The 15709-nt window shown below is 70.6% G+C and carries 18 protein-coding genes; 2 read left to right on the top strand and 16 right to left on the bottom strand.

Annotated features, from left to right (window positions below; translation table 11 throughout):
* Positions 1-199: 199 nt before the first annotated feature.
* Entirely contained in the window at positions 200-1333 is a 1134-nt protein-coding gene (locus F6J85_RS06035) for an AAA family ATPase (protein ID WP_150924246.1), read from the top strand.
* A gap of 9 nt (positions 1334-1342) precedes the next feature.
* Here the strand turns inward: F6J85_RS06035 and pheT are convergent, their stop codons facing one another.
* From pheT to infC, 10 genes are all read right to left on the bottom strand, one after another.
* Entirely contained in the window at positions 1343-3856 is a 2514-nt protein-coding gene (pheT, locus tag F6J85_RS06030; RefSeq protein WP_150924245.1) for a phenylalanine--tRNA ligase subunit beta, read from the bottom strand.
* Positions 3856-4896, bottom strand: a complete 1041-nt coding sequence (gene pheS / locus F6J85_RS06025) for a phenylalanine--tRNA ligase subunit alpha (protein WP_150922047.1) — start codon at positions 4894-4896, stop codon at positions 3856-3858. Before pheS ends, pheT begins: the two co-directional genes overlap by 1 nt.
* Positions 4897-4938: 42 nt before the next feature.
* Positions 4939-5865, bottom strand: a complete 927-nt coding sequence (locus F6J85_RS06020; protein WP_150924244.1) for an amino acid ABC transporter permease — start codon at positions 5863-5865, stop codon at positions 4939-4941.
* Positions 5862-6518, bottom strand: coding sequence for an amino acid ABC transporter permease (locus F6J85_RS06015; protein ID WP_150924243.1), 657 nt, complete (start codon positions 6516-6518; stop codon positions 5862-5864). Before F6J85_RS06015 ends, F6J85_RS06020 begins: the two co-directional genes overlap by 4 nt.
* 64 nt (positions 6519-6582) lie before the next feature.
* Positions 6583-7488, bottom strand: a complete 906-nt coding sequence (locus F6J85_RS06010) for a glutamate ABC transporter substrate-binding protein (protein WP_150924242.1) — start codon at positions 7486-7488, stop codon at positions 6583-6585.
* Positions 7489-7528: 40 nt separating this feature from the next.
* A complete protein-coding gene (locus F6J85_RS06005) occupies positions 7529-8293 on the bottom strand; it encodes an amino acid ABC transporter ATP-binding protein (protein ID WP_150920960.1) in 765 nt (254 codons plus the stop codon).
* 52 nt (positions 8294-8345) lie between these two features.
* The gene (locus F6J85_RS06000; RefSeq protein WP_150924241.1) at positions 8346-9179 is read right to left on the bottom strand and encodes a TrmH family RNA methyltransferase; all 834 of its coding nucleotides are present in this window, start codon (positions 9177-9179) and stop codon (positions 8346-8348) included.
* Between the two features lie 105 nt (positions 9180-9284).
* Positions 9285-9668, bottom strand: a complete 384-nt coding sequence (rplT, locus tag F6J85_RS05995; RefSeq protein ID WP_150920958.1) for a 50S ribosomal protein L20 — start codon at positions 9666-9668, stop codon at positions 9285-9287.
* Positions 9669-9697: 29 nt separating this feature from the next.
* Complete coding sequence (rpmI, locus tag F6J85_RS05990; protein WP_135065005.1) at positions 9698-9892, bottom strand: 50S ribosomal protein L35; 195 nt, start codon at positions 9890-9892, stop codon at positions 9698-9700.
* Between the two features lie 48 nt (positions 9893-9940).
* Complete coding sequence (infC, locus tag F6J85_RS05985; RefSeq protein ID WP_150924240.1) at positions 9941-10576, bottom strand: translation initiation factor IF-3; 636 nt, start codon at positions 10574-10576, stop codon at positions 9941-9943.
* A 239-nt stretch (positions 10577-10815) separates the two neighbouring features.
* Here infC and F6J85_RS05980 point away from each other — a divergent pair, with 239 nt between their 5' ends.
* Positions 10816-11220, top strand: a complete 405-nt coding sequence (locus tag F6J85_RS05980; protein ID WP_150920956.1) for a DUF1844 domain-containing protein — start codon at positions 10816-10818, stop codon at positions 11218-11220.
* Between the two features lie 30 nt (positions 11221-11250).
* On the opposite strand, the gene F6J85_RS05975 is transcribed toward F6J85_RS05980, so the two are convergent.
* The 6 genes from F6J85_RS05975 to F6J85_RS05950 are packed head-to-tail and all read right to left on the bottom strand — an operon-like array spanning position 11251 to position 15520.
* Entirely contained in the window at positions 11251-12021 is a 771-nt protein-coding gene (locus F6J85_RS05975; RefSeq protein WP_150924239.1) for an SseB family protein, read from the bottom strand.
* Complete coding sequence (gene priA, locus F6J85_RS05970; RefSeq protein ID WP_150920954.1) at positions 12005-12751, bottom strand: bifunctional 1-(5-phosphoribosyl)-5-((5-phosphoribosylamino)methylideneamino)imidazole-4-carboxamide isomerase/phosphoribosylanthranilate isomerase PriA; 747 nt, start codon at positions 12749-12751, stop codon at positions 12005-12007. The genes F6J85_RS05975 and priA overlap by 17 nt, the downstream gene beginning before the upstream one ends.
* A gap of 46 nt (positions 12752-12797) precedes the next feature.
* Positions 12798-13448, bottom strand: coding sequence for an imidazole glycerol phosphate synthase subunit HisH (hisH, locus tag F6J85_RS05965; RefSeq protein WP_150924238.1), 651 nt, complete (start codon positions 13446-13448; stop codon positions 12798-12800).
* Entirely contained in the window at positions 13445-14059 is a 615-nt protein-coding gene (gene hisB / locus F6J85_RS05960; protein WP_150920952.1) for an imidazoleglycerol-phosphate dehydratase HisB, read from the bottom strand. Before hisB ends, hisH begins: the two co-directional genes overlap by 4 nt.
* Positions 14056-15141 (bottom strand): histidinol-phosphate transaminase, encoded by a 1086-nt coding sequence (locus tag F6J85_RS05955; protein ID WP_150924237.1) that lies wholly within the window; start codon positions 15139-15141, stop codon positions 14056-14058. The genes hisB and F6J85_RS05955 overlap by 4 nt, the downstream gene beginning before the upstream one ends.
* Positions 15142-15169: 28 nt before the next feature.
* Complete coding sequence (locus F6J85_RS05950) at positions 15170-15520, bottom strand: LysM peptidoglycan-binding domain-containing protein (protein WP_150924236.1); 351 nt, start codon at positions 15518-15520, stop codon at positions 15170-15172.
* Positions 15521-15709 lie beyond the last annotated feature (189 nt).

Raw genomic sequence — 15709 nt, 5'->3', positions numbered from 1 at the left:
CGGGGTCGCCTAGAGTCGGCGGCCGTCGCGGCGCACGCGCACAGCGCCCCCGCCGAGCGGGAGCGGGGCGAAGCCGGCGGAAAGCATGGGGCGACCTTAGTCCCGTCCCACCCCGTCCGCAAAATCCGTCCGCCTGTGCGCCGCGCCGAGCCCCGCCGCCTGGGCACGCGGTGTCGGAGGGTTCGGCCAGGATGGTCCCGTGCTGACCTCCCTCGCCGTCGCCGGCTATCGCTCGTTGCGTGACGTGGTGCTCCCCCTCGAGCGCCTGACCGTGGTGACCGGGCCCAACGGATCGGGCAAATCGAACCTGTACCGGGCGCTGCGGCTGCTGTCCACCGTGGCCGCCGGCGACCTCGTGGGGGCCGTGGCCCGCGAAGGCGGCCTGTCGTCACTCGTGTGGGCGGGCCCCGAGACCGGTCAGGGCGAGGAGGGGACGCGTCGCCGGGGACCGGTGGCGGTGCTGCTGGGGTTCGCGTCGGAGGACTTCGGATACCTCGTCGACCTGGGCCTGCCGCAGACCGAGCAGTCCAGCCTGTTCCTGCGCGACCCCGAGATCAAGCGCGAGCAGGTGTTCTCCGGCCCCGTCGCCAAGCCCGCCTCCCTCCTGGTCGACCGGTCGCGCGGGGTCACGCGCGTGCGCGAGGACACGTGGCGCACGTTGAACCAGCATCTGTCCGCCTACGAGAGCGTCGTCACGGATCTGGCCGACGGGGAGGCGGCACCCGAACTGCTGGCCCTGCGCCGGCAGCTGTCCCAGTGGCGTTTCTACGACCATTTCCGCGTCGACGCGGAGGCACCGGCCCGCCGGCCGCAGGTCGGCACCCGTACCCGCCGGCTGGCCGATGACGGAGCCGACATCGCCGCGGCGTGGCAGACCGTGCGCGAATCCGGCGCCGGTGCGCGCCTGGACACCGAAGTGGACCGCGCCTTCCCCGGCAGCCGCGTGGAGATCTCCGCCGACGACGGACGGTTCCGCCTGCTGTGGCGCCAGCCGGGTCTGCTCCGCCCGCTGTCGGGCGAAGAGCTCTCCGACGGCACGCTGCGCTATCTCCTGCTCGCCGCCGCGCTCCTGGCCCCCGAGCCGCCTCCGCTGATCGTGCTCAACGAGCCCGAGGCGAGCCTGCACCCCGATCTGCTGCATCCGCTGGCCGAGCTGATCGCCGCCGCATCCGAGACCACGCAGGTGATGGTCGTCACGCACGCCGAGCCGCTCGCGGAGGCGCTGGCAGCCGCCGGGGCGCTCCTGCACCGCCTGGAGCCGGGCCGCGGCGGCACGCGGGTCAGCGGACAGGGGACGCTTGACCGCCCGCCGTGGCACTGGCCCTCGCGCTGACGCCGCCGGTTACTCGCGGATGGCTGCGCCGAAGCGTTCGGCGGCCACCGCCACGCCGGCAAGCTTCGCCTCGGTCGCCTCGGCCGCGGTGAGCGTGCGGTCGGGGGCACGGAAGCGCAGCGCGAAGGTGAGGCTCTTGCGCCCTTCCGGCACGCCAGGGCCGCGGTAGTCGTCCACGAGCCGCGCCGATTCCAGCAGGTCGCCGGCGCCGTCCACGAGCGCCGCACGCACGTCGGCTGCGGGCACGTCGGCACCCACGACCAGCGACACGTCCTGCGTCGCCACGGGATACCCCGACAGCGACGCGGCCATGACGCGGTCGCCGGCCCGCGCCAGCAGGGCGTCCAGGTTCAGCTCGGCCACGGCGACGCGGCCGGGCAGGTCGGCGGCCGCCGCGACAGCGGGCAGCACCTCCCCCACGTAGCCGACCTCCACGTCGCTGACGGTGAGGATCCCCGTGCGTCCGGGGTGCAGCGCCGCGCGCTCCCCCTGGGTCACGGAGATCTCCACCCCGGCGGCGACGGCGATCGTGCGCACGGCGTCCAGGACGTCGGCGACGTCGAACGGCTCGGCGTCCTGCCCCGGCTGCTTGGCGATGCGGTTGCCGGTGACGAGCACCGCGATGTGGCGCGGCTGCGGCGGGATGGCCGCATCCAGCGCCGCGAGCGTGGCCGCGTCCGGACGCACGGCGGGGGCGGGCACCGTCTCGGTGCCGTACGTCACGCCCTCCTCGGGCACGACGACGACGCCGGCTTCGAACAGCGCGAGGTCGGTGAAACCGCGGGAGACGTTGCGGTGCGCGACCTGGAGGAGCCCGGGGATCAGCGAGCGACGCAGGAACGGCGCCTGCCCGTCGAGCGGGTTGGCGAGCTTGATGCTCGGCACGTGCGCGCCGGTGGCCGAGCCGTGCAGGTCGTTCTGCTCCGCGGTCGTGAAGCCGAACGACAGGGTCTCGACGTACCCGGCGGCCGCCAGCGCGTTGGCGACACGGCGCCGCGCCTGCTGAGCGGGCGTGAACCCGCGCCCGGAGGGCGGGATGGGCAGGGTGGAGGGGATGCGGTCGTACCCGGTGATGCGGGCGACCTCCTCGGCGAGCGTCCACTTGTCGGTGAGGTCGGGACGCCAGGACGGCGGGATGACGATCCACTCCTGGCCGGCGTCCTCCGTCACCTCGCAGCCGATCCTCTCCAGAGCACCGGTGATCTCCGCCTCGGTGTACTCCACCCCGATGAGGCCGGGGACGAAGGCCTTGGGCAGCTCCACTGCCTCGACGAAGACCTCCGTGAAGAGGGCACCGCCGGTCTCGGTGTCCAGCGTCCCGCCGGCGTGCTCGACCATGAGGTCGGCCACCCGGCGCGCGGCGACGAAGGGGATCAGCGGGTCCACGCCGCGCTCGAAGCGTCGCGACGCCTCGGAGGGGAGCTTGTGGCGCCGTGCGGTGCGGGCGATCGTGACGGGGTCGAAGATCGCCGCCTCGATCAGGACGTTGCGGGTGGCCTCGGTCATCTCCGTCGTGCCGCCGCCCATGACCCCGGCCAGGCCGATGGGGCCGGACTCGTCGGTGATGAGGAGGTCTTCGACGCTGAGCGTGCGCTCCCTGCCGTCGAGCGTCGTGAGCTTCTCACCCTCCTTCGCCCGGCGCACCGTGATGCCGCCGGTGAGGGTGTCCAGGTCGTACCCGTGGATGGGGTTGCCCAGCTCGAGCATGACGTAGTTGGTGATGTCGATGAGGATGCCCAGGGGCCGGACGCCCGCCAGGGTCAGGCGCGCGACCATCCACGGAGGCGTCGGCCGGGTCGGATCGACGTCGCGCACGATGCGCGCGACGAACTCGCTCGCCCCCACGCGCCCGCGGATCGGTCCTTCGTCCACGACCGCGACGGGGAAGCCGCCGGTGGGCTGCTCGAGTTCTTCGAACGGGCGGTCGCCCGGATCGCGGAACGCCGCGCCGGTGGCGTGGGAGTACTCCCGCGCGACGCCGCGCAGACTCAGGGCGTAGCCGCGGTCGGGCGTGACGTTGATCTCGACGGCGACGTCATCCAGCCCCAGGAGGGCGATCGCGTCGGTGCCCACCTCGGGGTCCAGTCCCAGCTCGGCCAGGCGCAGGATGCCGGAGTGCTCGTCGCCCAGGCCGAGCTCCTTGGCGGAGGCGATCATGCCGTCCGAGACGTGCCCGTAGGTCTTGCGCGCCGCGATCGGGAAGGGACCGGGCAGCACGGCGCCGGGAAGGGTCACCACGACCTTGTCGCCGGCGAAGAAGTTGCGCGCGCCGCACACGATGCCGCGCACACCGCCGTTGGCCGCCCCGACGTCCACCTGGCACCAGCGGATCGTCTTGCCGTTGGACTGCGGCTCCTCGACGAAGTCGACGACCTGTCCCACCACGATGGGGCCGGTCAGCCCGAAGCCGTGGACGTCCTCCTCCTCGAACCCGACGGAGACGAGGGAGGCGAGGATGTCGTCGGCCGTGGCATCCGCCGGCACATCGACGTACTCGCGCAGCCAACTCAGGGGGACGCGCATCAGACCACCATTCCGAACTGCTCGCTGAAGCGGACATCGCCCTCGGCCATGTCGCGCATGTCCTGCACGTCGGAGCGGAACATCAGCGTCCGCTCGAAACCCATCCCGAACGCGAAGCCGGAGTACACCTCCGGGTCGATGCCGGCCGCGCGCAGCACGTTCGGATTGACCATGCCGCAGCCGCCCCATTCGATCCAGCGCGCCCCGCCCTTGAACGTCGGGTGCCACAGGTCGAACTCGGCCGACGGCTCGGTGAAGGGGAAGTAGTTCGCCCGCATGCGGGTGCGCGCCTGGTCGCCGAACAGCTGCTGCGCGACGTGATCGAGCGTGCCGCGCAGGTGCGCCATCGTGATGCCCTTGTCCACGACGAGGCCCTCGAACTGGCTGAAGACGGGCAGGTGGGTCGCGTCGAACTCGTCCGTGCGGAACACCCGGCCCGGCGACACGATGTAGATCGGCAGCTCGCGCGTGAGCATCGAGCGCATCTGCACGGGGCTCGTCTGCGTGCGCAGCAGGAGGTGGCGCGCGACCGGGTCGACGTAGAACGTGTCCTGCATCTGCCGCGCCGGGTGGTCGGCGTCCAGGTTCAGCGCGTCGAAGTTGTACCACTCGTGCTCGAGTTCGGGGCCCTCCGCGATCTCCCACCCCATGCCGACGAAGATGTCGCCGACCTGATCCTGCAGCAGGGTGAGCGGATGCCGCGCCCCCACGCGGGCGCGCTGGGGCAGCGCCGTGATGTCGATGCGCTCGGCTTCCAGCTTCGCGGCGGTCTCCGCCTCGGCCAGCGCGGCCTCGCGCGCGGCGATCGCCTGGTTCACACGCCCGCGGGCCTGGCCCACGAGCTTTCCGAACGCCGCCTTGTTCTCGGGCGCCACATCCCGCAGGCGGGCGTTGAGCCGCGCGAGCGTGGAGCCCTCGCCGGAATGGGCGGCGCGGACGGCTTTCAGCTCGGCGGTATCGGCGGCGGCGTCGATCGCGGCGAGCGCCGCATCCACGGCGGCCTCGACCGCTTCGGGGGTGATCTCAGGTGCATCGGACACGAGAGTCGAGTCTACCGACGGCTCACCGTCGCCCCGCGCGCGTCAGACGGCGCCGCCGCCGGTGTTCGTCCCGTCGTATTTGCCCAGCCCGCGCTGCGCGACGATCAGTTCCGTATCGGTCACTTCCTGCGTGGGCTGGTTGGCCCCGGCCACGTTCGCGACGCGGGGGGAACGGCGCATCCGCTTCTCCGCCAGCGTCGCGACGCCCGACAGCGCCAGGCACAGGGCGATGTAGATCGCGCCGGTGACCATCGTGGCGGGGATGATCGGCGAGCCGATGCTGGCCTGCGAGCCGAGGAACTTGGCGTAGAACAGCAGCTCCGGGTAGGTGATGATGAACCCGAGTGCGGTGTCCTTGAGCGTCACGACCAGCTGCGCGATGATCACCGGCAGCATCGCCCGGATCGCCTGGGGAAGCAGGATGAGGCGCATGACCCCGGACTTGCGCAGCCCGATCGCGTAGCCGGCCTCCTTCTGCCCGCGCGGCAGCGACTCGACGCCCGCGCGGAAGACCTCCGCCAGCACCGAGCCGTTGTAGGCGATCAGGGCGATCACGACGGCCCAGTACGGCTCCATCCTCACGCCGATCACGGGGAAGCCGTAGTACAGCAGGAACATGAAGATCAGCACCGGCACGGCGCGCAGCAGCTCGATCACGACGGTGAACGGCACGCGCACCCACGCGTGGTCGGACAGGCGCCCGATGGCGAGCACGAAGCCCAGGACGAGGGCACCGACCGCCGCGGTGGCGAACGCCGCGAGCGTGCGCAGCGTCGCCTCCCCGATGTTGACCCACACGTTGGTGTAGGTGAACGCCGACCACTTCTGCGCCGTGAACTGCCCGGTCGCCGCGAGACGCCATACGAAGAAGCCGACCACTGCCAGGACGACCACGACGGTCAGGACCCCCAGGACGCGGTTGCGCGCCATCGCGCGCGGTCCGGGGACGTCGTACAGGACGCTGCTCATCGCGCGATCCTCCAGCGGTTCTCGAGGGTGCGCTGCACCCAGGACAGCACGAGCACCAGGACGATGAAGATGACCATGACCCACAGGATCACGACGAATTGGTTCTCCCCGCGCTCACTCAGGTAGTTGCGGATCGACCCGAGGTTGATGACGGAGAAGCCGGCGGCCACGGTCGTGTTCTTCAGCAGCGCGATGAACACGCTCATCATGGGCGGGATGACGGAGCGGAACGCCTGCGGCATGATGACGCTGCCCATCACCTGGCCGAACGTCAGTCCCAGTGCACGCGCCGCTTCCGCCTGGCCCACCGGCACGGTGTTGATTCCCGAGCGGATGGTCTCGGCGACATACGTGGCGGTGTACACGCCCAGTGCGCACACCGCGAGGGTCACCGAGACCGACTGCGTCAGGCGCAGGCCCAGCAGCGGCGGCAGCGCGAACGAGAACGCGAAGAACACCAGCGTCAGCGGCGTGTTCCGGATGGTGTTGACGTAGACGGTGCCCACCGCGCGCGCCACCGGGATCGGCGACACGCGCATCGCACCGACGATGGTGCCGAGGACCAGGGCGAGGGCACCTCCCGCGACGAACAGGAAGAGGGTGCCCAGGAGGAACGTCCACCACAGGTCGAGGTTGTCGGTGATGACGCCCACGCGCGATCCTTCCTTTTCACAACGGCCGAGAAGGGGGCGGCGCAGGTGCGCCGCCCCCGGGAACTCACTGCTCGACGTCGGGCTGTTCGGCCTCGATGCCGGCGGGGGCCAGGTGCTGTTCGAACAGCGCGGTCCACACGTCGCCGCCGTCGGTGAACAGCGCGTTGATGTAGTCCTTCATCGCCGTGTCGCCCTTTTCCAGGCCGACGCCGTAGCGCTCCTCGCTGAAGGGCTCGCCGGCGATCTTCAGGACGTCGGGCTCGAGCGCGACGTAGCCGGCGAGGATCGCCTCATCCGTCGTGATCGCGTCCACCGAACCGGCCTTCAGCTGCTCGACGCACTGCGAGTAGGTGTCGTACTCGACGGCGTCGCCGGGGTTGTACTCGTCACGGATGCGCTGCAGCGGGGTCGAGCCCGTCACCGAGCAGACGATCTTGCCCTCGAGGTCGTCGGGACCGGTGATCGAGTCGTCGTCGGCGGCGACGAGCAGTCCCTGACCGGTGATGAAGTACGGTCCGGCGAAGTCGATCTGCTGCTTGCGCGCGTCGGTGATCGAGTACGTGCCGACGTAATAGTCGATGTCGCCGTTCACGAGCGCCTGCTCGCGGTTGGCGGAGGGGATCGTGACGTACTCGATCTGGTCCTCGTCGAAGCCGAGGGATGCGGCGATCCAGCGCGCGATGTCGACGTCGAAGCCGGTGCGCTCACTCGTGGCGGCGTCTTCGTAGCCGAGGCCGGGCTGGTCGTTCTTGACGCCGACGATGACGCCGTCGCGCTCGACCATGCGGTCGTACGTGGGGCTGCCTTCCAGGTCGACCTCGGTGGCCACCTCCCACAGGGCCTCGTCTCCGCCGGTCTGTTCGCCGCCTCCGCCGGATCCGGCACTGGGCGAGCCGCTGTTGCAGGCGCTGAGGGTGATCATGGCGACGGCGGCCAGGCCGATGCCGGTGAGGATCCGGGACTTTCGCATGTGAGAACTCCTTGTGGGATCTGCTGTGGATGGGGTGGGGTCAGTGCGTGATGAGCTTGGAGAGGAAGTCCTTGGCCCGCTCGGAGCGGGGGGACGTGAAGAAGCCCTCCGGCTGCTGCTCCTCGACGATCAGGCCGTCGGCCATGAAGACCACGCGGTCGGCGGCCTTGCGGGCGAAGCCCATTTCGTGGGTCACGACGATCATCGTCATGCCGTCACGGGCGAGGCCCACCATGACGTCGAGGACCTCGTTGATCATCTCGGGGTCCAGCGCGCTGGTGGGCTCGTCGAAGAGCATGAGCTTCGGGCGCATCGCGAGGGCCCGCGCGATCGCGACGCGCTGCTGCTGCCCGCCGGAGAGCTGTGCGGGGAGCTTGTTCGCCTGCGCGTCCACACCCACGCGCTCCAGGAGCTCGTGGGCCTCGCGCTCGGCGTCCGCCTTCTTCTTGCCGCGCACCTTCATCGGTCCGAGCGTGATGTTCTCGAGGATCGTGAGGTGGGCGAACAGGTTGAAGGACTGGAAGACCATCCCCACGTCGGCGCGGAGCTCGGCGAGGGGCTTGCCCTCCTTGGGGAGTTCCCGCCCGTCGACCGTGATCGAGCCCGACGAGATCGTCTCGAGGCGATTGATGGTGCGGCACAGCGTGGACTTGCCCGACCCGGAGGGGCCGATGACGACGACCACTTCGCCACGGTGCACCGTGAGGTTGATGTCCTTGAGTGCTTGGAAGTCGCCGTAGTGCTTCTGGACGTCCGTGAGCACGACAAGAGGATCACCGCTGGCGCGGGAGTCGGAGGTCTCCATGCCTACACCCTAGGAGTGCGTGGCATCGGCAACCAGCCAATGCCACGCGCCTTTACCGACTTGTAACAGCACCGCGACCATCGGGGGCCTCCCCCGCGCGCTGGGCGAAGGCGGTCTCGTACAGGCACACGCTCGCCGCGGTGGCCAGGTTCAGCGACTCCGCGCGACCGTAGATCGGCAGGCGCAGCGCCAGATCGGCCTGGGCCAGAGCGGCCTCCTCCAGCCCGCGGGCCTCGTTGCCGAACAGCCACGCGGTGGGTTCGGCCAGCACGGCGCGTGATTCCAGGAAGTCGCTGCCGCCGACGTCGGCGGCCACGACGCGCATGCCGGCCGCGTGGGCGCGCTCGACGGCGCTGGAGAGCTCGGCCCCCACCGCCACCGGGAGGTGGAACAGCGATCCGGTGCTCGCGCGCACCACCTTCGGGTTGTACGGGTCCACCGTGCGACCGGTCAGCACCACGGCGTCGGCGCCGGCGGCATCGGCGGCGCGGATGATCGTGCCGAGGTTGCCCGGGTCGCGCACCTCCTCGCAGATCGCGATGAGCCGCGGCCGGGCGGCGAAGATGTCCTTCATCGCGGTGGGCGCCTGCTGCGCGACGGCGACGATGCCCTGCGGGGTGACGGTGTCCGCCATCGCGTCGAGGACGTCTTCGCTGGTGAACTGGATCTGGATGCCCGCCGCGTGCGCGGCATCCCGGACATCGACATGACGCTCGATCGCGGTGGGCGTCGCGAACAGCTCCAGCACCGTGCCCGGGGCGTATGCGAGGGCCTCCCGCGCGGCCTGGGGCCCTTCCAGGAGGAACAGTCCCGTCTCTTGGCGCGCACTGCGCTTGCTCAGTTTCGCGACGGCTCGCACGCGCGGTGACCGCGGATTCTCCAGCACCCCTTCAGTGTATGGGCCGCCCCAGGCCGTCCCTGCACGCGCCGTGCCCGCACACGCGGAAGGGGCGCCCTCCGATGGAGGACGCCCCTGTCACGTGGTGCGGTGTTACGCGGTCTTGGCGGCGTTGACGTCGCCGGGCAGCGCGTTCTTCGCCGTCTCCACGAGCGACGCGAAGACGGCCGGCTCGTGCACGGCCAGCTCGGCGAGCATGCGGCGGTCCACCTGCACGCCGGCCAGGCCCAGGCCCTGGATGAACCGGTTGTACGTCATGCCGTTCGCGCGGGCGGCGGCGTTGATGCGCTGGATCCACAGGCGGCGGAAGTCGCCCTTGCGCTTGCGACGGTCGCGGTACGCGTAGACGAGCGAGTGGGTGACCTGCTCCTTCGCCTTGCGGTACAGGCGCGAACGCTGTCCGCGGTAGCCGGACGCGCGCTCGAGGATGACGCGACGCTTCTTGTGGGCGTTGACGGCCCGCTTGACTCTAGCCATTTCTTCTACTTCCTAACGTGCGTCGGCGCTCAGATGCCGAGGAGCTTCTTGGCGACCTTCGCGTCACCCTTGGCGAGGACCTGGTCCTGCGACAGGCGGCGGGTGCGCTTGGTGGGCTTGCCTTCGAAGTTGTGGCGGAGGTTCGCCTGCTGCTTCATGATCTTCCCGCTGCCGGTGACCTTGAAACGCTTCTTGGCACCCGAGTGGGTCTTCTGCTTCGGCATTTCTCTTCCTTCGTTGTGGTTCCCGCTCGGGCGGGAGTTCTGGGGGCCTTATTCGGCCGGTGTCTCGGCGGGCGCGTCGGTGTCGCTCTCGGCCGGCGCGTCGCCGCGGGCGGCCGAACGGGCGGCTTCCTTGTTGGCAGCGCGCTGGGCGTTCTGCTCGGCCTTCGCCTCGGACTTGTTCTTGTGCGGTGCGACCACCATCACCATGTTGCGCCCGTCGATCGTGGGGTTCGACTCGACCGTGCCGAACTCGGCGACGTCCTCGGCGAACTTGCGCAGCAGGCGCACACCCTGCTCTGGGCGCGACTGCTCACGACCGCGGAACAGGATCATGGCCTTGACCTTGTCGCCGGCCTGCAGGAAGCCTTCGGCGCGCTTGAGCTTGGTGATGTAGTCGTGCGCTTCGATCTTCAGACGGAACCGGACCTCCTTGAGGACGGTGTTCGCCTGGTTGCGACGCGCTTCCTTGGCCTTCTGCGCAGCCTCGTACTTGAACTTGCCGTAGTCCATGATCTTGACCACGGGCGGCTTCGAGTTGGGGGCCACCTCTACGAGATCGAGGTCGGCCTCCTGGGCCAGGCGCAACGCCACCTCGATGCGGACGACGCCGACCTGCTCACCCGCGGGTCCGACGAGGCGGACCTCGGGGACGCGGATGCGGTCGTTGGTGCGGGGATCGCTGATGCGGAACTCCTCTTCTGCGACTGTCGGCCTTCACAGCGCGGGTGCGACGTGAGCGAAGAGGAAACGCACGCCACCCGGCACGACGCCATCAGCGCCGGCTTCTCGCACCCGAACAGCCCCGAGGACGGGGCGGAGTGCGTGGACCCGGTAGCCTGGAGCGGCGAACGGGTGGGATGGAATCCTCTTTCGTCCGAAGCAGAACGCTCCGGAGCCCGCCATAGTCTAACAGAGAGAACGCTGTGCACACGATCCCCGGTAGCGAGCCCACCCCCGACCCAGAGGCCGAGCGTCTCGCCCGCTGGGAGGAGCAGGAGCGTGCCGCCGCATCCGCCACCCGCGACATCGCCGACGTCCCGGCCGTGGAGGTCATCACGACCACCGCCGTGCACCTGCTCAGCGCCGCCGCGGTGAAGGTCGGACTCGCCGACGACCCCGAGAACCAGACCGACCTGGACGAGGCGCGCAAGATCATCAACGCCCTCGCGGGCCTCATCACCGCCGGCGCCCCCGAGATCAGCGACATGCACGCCCGCTCGCTGCGCGACGGCCTGCGCTCGGTGCAGCTGGCCTTCCGCGAGGCCTCCCCCCTCCCCGACCCGATCGGCAAGGGGCCGGGCGAGAAGTGGACGGGGCCCGTCACGTAGCCCGACCTGCCCCCGTGACTCCCGAGGGGGTTACGGGGAGCGGTGGAGCTTCACCGTGAGGGAGTCCACGAGCACCGCGATGCGGTCATCGCCCGCCCACCGGCGGGCGACGCGCGCGAGCACGACGTCCAGCTCCTCCTGGGCGAGCCCGTGCATGAGCTGCAGGTGCACGACGAGTTCCGGACCCCGCAGCCGGGCCGCGGGGTCGCCCGGCTCGACGGCGAGGTCGAGCACGGCCAGTTCGCCGGAGATGGACTCCTGCAGCCCCGTGAACACCTCGGCCGAAACGTGCGCGGGCTCCCACGCGATGCCCTGGCCGATCGCCCACACCGCCGGGCGGCGCAGGACGAACTCCGTCTCCGAGCCCGGATCGATCACGATGAGGTCGGTGTCATCGGCTGCGGCGGCAAGCGCGGTGCGCACACCCTCGGCGGGCACCGGCCGGGCCGTGGCATCCCACCGGCCCATCGCGGCGACCGACGTGAAGACGGGGAGCACCTTGCGCCCGTCCGGGGCGGCGACCGTCACGATCGACAGCTCCTGCGTCTTGTCCACCTCGAGACCGTGCGCGCCGACCCCCGAGTCGCCCTTCTCGGCGATGAGCGGGATGAGCAGCCGTGCGGTGCGGTAGGCCTCGACGACGGCGACGGCGTCGCCCTCCCCCGCGCGGAAGGCGGTCAGCGCCGCCAGGAGCGCCGGATCGGCCGATCCGTCATCACCGGCGTGCGGGTTCGACTCGAACCGGCGGCCCTCCCACGGGACGCCCGCCGAATCGGCTCCCGGATCAGCCTCCGGCGACATCCAGCGCCTCAGCCAGCGTGAACGCGCCGGCGTACAGTGCCTTGCCCACGATCGCACCCTCGACGCCGAGGTGCACGAGCTCGCGCAGCGCGAGGATGTCGTCCAGGCTCGACACCCCGCCGGAGGCGACGATGGGCTTCGGGGTGCGCGAGGTCATCTCCCGCAGGAGCTCCAGGTTGGGGCCGCGCAGTGTGCCGTCCTTGGTGACATCCGTCACGACGTAGCGGGAGCACCCGGCCTCTTCCAGCCGGTCCAGGACGGTCCACAGATCGCCGCCGTCGCGGGTCCAGCCGCGGGCGGCGAGGGTCGTGCCGCGCACATCCAGGCCGACGGCGATGGCGTCGCCGTAGCGGCTGATCACGTCGGCGGCCCACTCCGGGTTCTCCAGCGCGGCCGTGCCCAGATTGATGCGGGCGGCGCCGCTGTCCAGCGCCGCTTCCAGCGACCGGTCGTCACGGATGCCGCCGGACAGCTCCACCTGGACGCCCCGGACCTGCTTGATGACCTTGCGCAGCACGGCACCGTTGCTTCCGCGCCCGAAGGCTGCGTCCAGATCCACGAGGTGGATCCACTTCGCACCCTGTCGCGCCCACTCGGCGGCCGCGTCGACCGGGTCGCCGTAGCTCGTTTCAGTGCCGGCCTCCCCCTGGGTCAGGCGCACGGCCTTCCCCGAGGCGATATCGACGGCGGGCAGCAGGATCAGCTCAGGGCTGGAGGCGAAATCGTTCATGGCTCCTCGTGCGATCGGACGGCGGGCACCGGCGCGGGGCACAAGCTCAGAGAGTATCCCTGCGCAGGCCGCCGATCCAATTGGACAACAGCTTGATGCCGGCCTCGCCGGATTTCTCCGGGTGGAACTGGGTCGCCGAAAGCGGGCCGTTCTCCACCGCGGCCAGGAACGGCGTGCCGTAGGCGCACCACGTGAGAGTGGGCGCGGGGAAGGGCGGCATGACCTCGAGGTGCCATTGCTGCGCCGCGAAGGAGTGCACGAAGTAGAACCGCTCCGACTCGATTCCGGCGAACAGGCGCGAGCCTTCGCCCGCCTCGACGGTGTTCCAGCCCATGTGCGGCAGCACGGGAGCGTCCAGCTCGGTCACGACACCGGGCCACTCCCCGAGCCCCTCGGTGTCGACCCCGCGCTCCACGCCGCGCCCGAACAGCACCTGCATGCCGACGCAGATCCCCAGCACGGGACGACCGCCGGCCAGACGGCGTTCGATGACCTCGTCGCCGCGGCTCTCGCGCAGCGCTTCCATCACCGCCCGGAATGCGCCCACCCCGGGAACGACCAGTCCATCGGCGTCGCGGATGAGGCCGCGGTCGCTGGTCAGGCGTGCGTCGGCGCCGGCCGCGGCCAGCGCCTTCACGGCGGAGTGGACGTTGCCCGAGCCGTAGTCCAGGACAGCGACGACCGGCCGGTCGGTCACAGTGCGCCCTTGGTGCTGGGGATGCCTTCCACGAGCGGGTCCAGCGCCTTGGCCTGGCGGAACGCGCGCGCGAACGCCTTGTACTCCGCTTCGGCGATGTGGTGGGCGTCGCGACCCTCGAGCACCCGCACGTGCACCGTGAGGCCGGCGTGGAAGGCCAGCGCCTCGAAGGTGTGCCGCACGAGGGAGCCGGTGAAGTGGCCGCCGATGAGGTGGTACTCGAAGCCGGCCGGCTCGCCCGTGTGGACGAGGTAGGGACGGCCGCTGATGTCCACGACGGCCTGCACGAGCGCCTCGTCCAACGGCACGAGGGCGTCGCCGAACCGCGTGATGCCGGCCTTGTCGCCGAGGGCCTGACGGATGGCGTCGCCGAGCACGATCGCGACGTCCTCCACGGTGTGGTGGGCGTCGATGTGGGTGTCACCGGTGGCCCGCACGGTGAGATCGGTCAGCGAGTGCTTCGCGAACGCCGTGAGCAGGTGATCGTAGAACGGCACGCTCGTGGAGATGGAGCTCGTCCCCGTGCCATCCAGATCGAGTTCCAGCTCGACGGTGGACTCGCTCGTCGCGCGTCGCAGAGTCGCCGTGCGCGGCGCGCCTGATGCGGTCATACCTTCGATCCTACCGAGGCGAGCGCGTCGAGGAACGCGGTGGTCTCCTCCGCGGTGCCGGCGGTGACACGCAGGTGATGCGGGATGCCGACGTCGCGGATGAGGATGCCGCGGTCGTACAGTTCCCGCCACGTCCGGGCGGGGTCGTCCACGCCGCCGAACAGGACGAAGTTGGTCGCCGAGTCGTAGGGCGTGTACCCCAGGGCCGAGAGGGTCGCCGACATGCGGTCGCGCTGCGCGACGATCTCATCCACCATCCCGAGCATCACCGGCGCGTGCGCGAGCGCCGCCAGGGCGGCCGCCTGCGTGAGACCGCTCAGGTGGTAGGGCAGGCGGACAAGGCGCAGCGCGTCGACGAGCGCGGGGTCGGCGGCGAGGTACCCGACGCGGGCCCCGGCGAAGGCGAACGCCTTGCTCATGGTGCGGGACACGGCGAGGCGCTCCCGCCCGGGGAGGAGGGTCAGCGCCGAGCGCTCGTCGCGGGGTGCGAACTCCTGGTAGGCCTCGTCCACGATGACGATGCCGTCCGTGGCGTCGTACACGGCCTCGACGACGTCCAGGCCCATGGGGGTACCGGTGGGGTTGTTCGGTGCGCACAGGAAGACCACATCCGGCTGCACCTGCGCGACCTGCGCCGCAGCCGACTCGGGCGACACGGTGAAGTCGTGGGCGCGCTCACCGGCGATCCACTGCGCGCCGGTGCCGCGCGTGAGGAGGGGGTACATCGAATAGGTGGGCGCGAAGCCGAAGGCGGTCCGGCCGGGCCCGGCGAAGGCCTGCAGGAGGTGCTGCAGCACCTCGTTGGACCCGTTGCCCGCCCAGATCTGCTCGGCTGTGAGACCGTGCCCCAGGTAATCGGCGAATGCCTCCCGCAGGGCGGTGAACTCGCGGTCGGGGTATCTGTTGATCTCGCGCAGCGCGCGGGCAACCGAGTCGAGGATGTCGTCGGCGACCTCCTGGGGCACCGGGTGCGTGTTCTCGTTGACGTTCAGAGCGATGGGCAGCGGCGCCTGCGGTGCGCCGTACGGCACGAGACCGCGCAGATCGTCGCGGAGCGGGAGGTCGTCCAACCGGGTCGTCATTCCTCCCATGCTACGGCGAGGCGCTGACCTATGACTGCGGCGCGTACTCCAGCGGAATCGCCAGGCGCTGACCGGCCGAGACGCTGGAGGACTCCAGCACGTTCAGTCGCGTGATCTCCTCGACGACGTCCCGCGGGTCGGCGTGAGGGGCGAGGTCCTGCGCGATGGACCACAGGGACTCCCCCGACATGACCGTGATCTCGGTGAAGGTACCGGCCGTCGCGCCGCCCTCGGCGGACGCCAGGGCGCTCCCGCCGCCGAGCACCGCCACAGCGATGGCGACCGCGGCGGGGAGTGCGGCCAGACCCGCCAGCAGCCGGCGGCCGCGCGCCGTCAGACGCAGACGGGTGGTGGGGGCGACGCTCGCGATGGTGGCCATGGCTCCTCCTCTGGCGGAAGGTTCGCATCCGATCCTCGGCCGGGAGGGCCGGATGCGAACCTGTATTCCGAATCTATCTTCGATACTGTTCGTCTGTCAATCGTTTCTGTTATCGATACGGATCGAACGCGACACGCGTGGTGTAGCGGGATCTGCAGCGCGATACCGGATACGGTTTCGACAACGGAA

This window comes from Microbacterium lushaniae, from assembly GCF_008727775.1.
Taxonomy (GTDB): domain Bacteria; phylum Actinomycetota; class Actinomycetes; order Actinomycetales; family Microbacteriaceae; genus Microbacterium; species Microbacterium lushaniae.
The sequence above is the reverse complement of the archived record's forward strand: the minus strand, read 5'-3'. Positions and strand labels throughout refer to the sequence as shown.

What these genes read in the sequence shown, in the direction of transcription:
- rplT (WP_150920958.1), bottom strand. Translation starts at nt 9,668, where the DNA reads ATGGCTAGAGTCAAGCGGGCCGTCAACGCCCACAAGAAGCGTCGCGTC.
- F6J85_RS06020 (WP_150924244.1), bottom strand. Translation starts at nt 5,865, where the DNA reads ATGAGCAGCGTCCTGTACGACGTCCCCGGACCGCGCGCGATGGCGCGC.
- priA (WP_150920954.1), bottom strand. Translation starts at nt 12,751, where the DNA reads ATGAACGATTTCGCCTCCAGCCCTGAGCTGATCCTGCTGCCCGCCGTC.
- F6J85_RS05950 (WP_150924236.1), bottom strand. Translation starts at nt 15,520, where the DNA reads ATGGCCACCATCGCGAGCGTCGCCCCCACCACCCGTCTGCGTCTGACG.
- pheT (WP_150924245.1), bottom strand. Translation starts at nt 3,856, where the DNA reads ATGCGCGTCCCCCTGAGTTGGCTGCGCGAGTACGTCGATGTGCCGGCG.
- hisB (WP_150920952.1), bottom strand. Translation starts at nt 14,059, where the DNA reads ATGACCGCATCAGGCGCGCCGCGCACGGCGACTCTGCGACGCGCGACG.
- F6J85_RS06005 (WP_150920960.1), bottom strand. Translation starts at nt 8,293, where the DNA reads ATGGAGACCTCCGACTCCCGCGCCAGCGGTGATCCTCTTGTCGTGCTC.
- rpmI (WP_135065005.1), bottom strand. Translation starts at nt 9,892, where the DNA reads ATGCCGAAGCAGAAGACCCACTCGGGTGCCAAGAAGCGTTTCAAGGTC.
- F6J85_RS05955 (WP_150924237.1), bottom strand. Translation starts at nt 15,141, where the DNA reads ATGACGACCCGGTTGGACGACCTCCCGCTCCGCGACGATCTGCGCGGT.
- F6J85_RS06010 (WP_150924242.1), bottom strand. Translation starts at nt 7,488, where the DNA reads ATGCGAAAGTCCCGGATCCTCACCGGCATCGGCCTGGCCGCCGTCGCC.
- F6J85_RS05975 (WP_150924239.1), bottom strand. Translation starts at nt 12,021, where the DNA reads ATGTCGCCGGAGGCTGATCCGGGAGCCGATTCGGCGGGCGTCCCGTGG.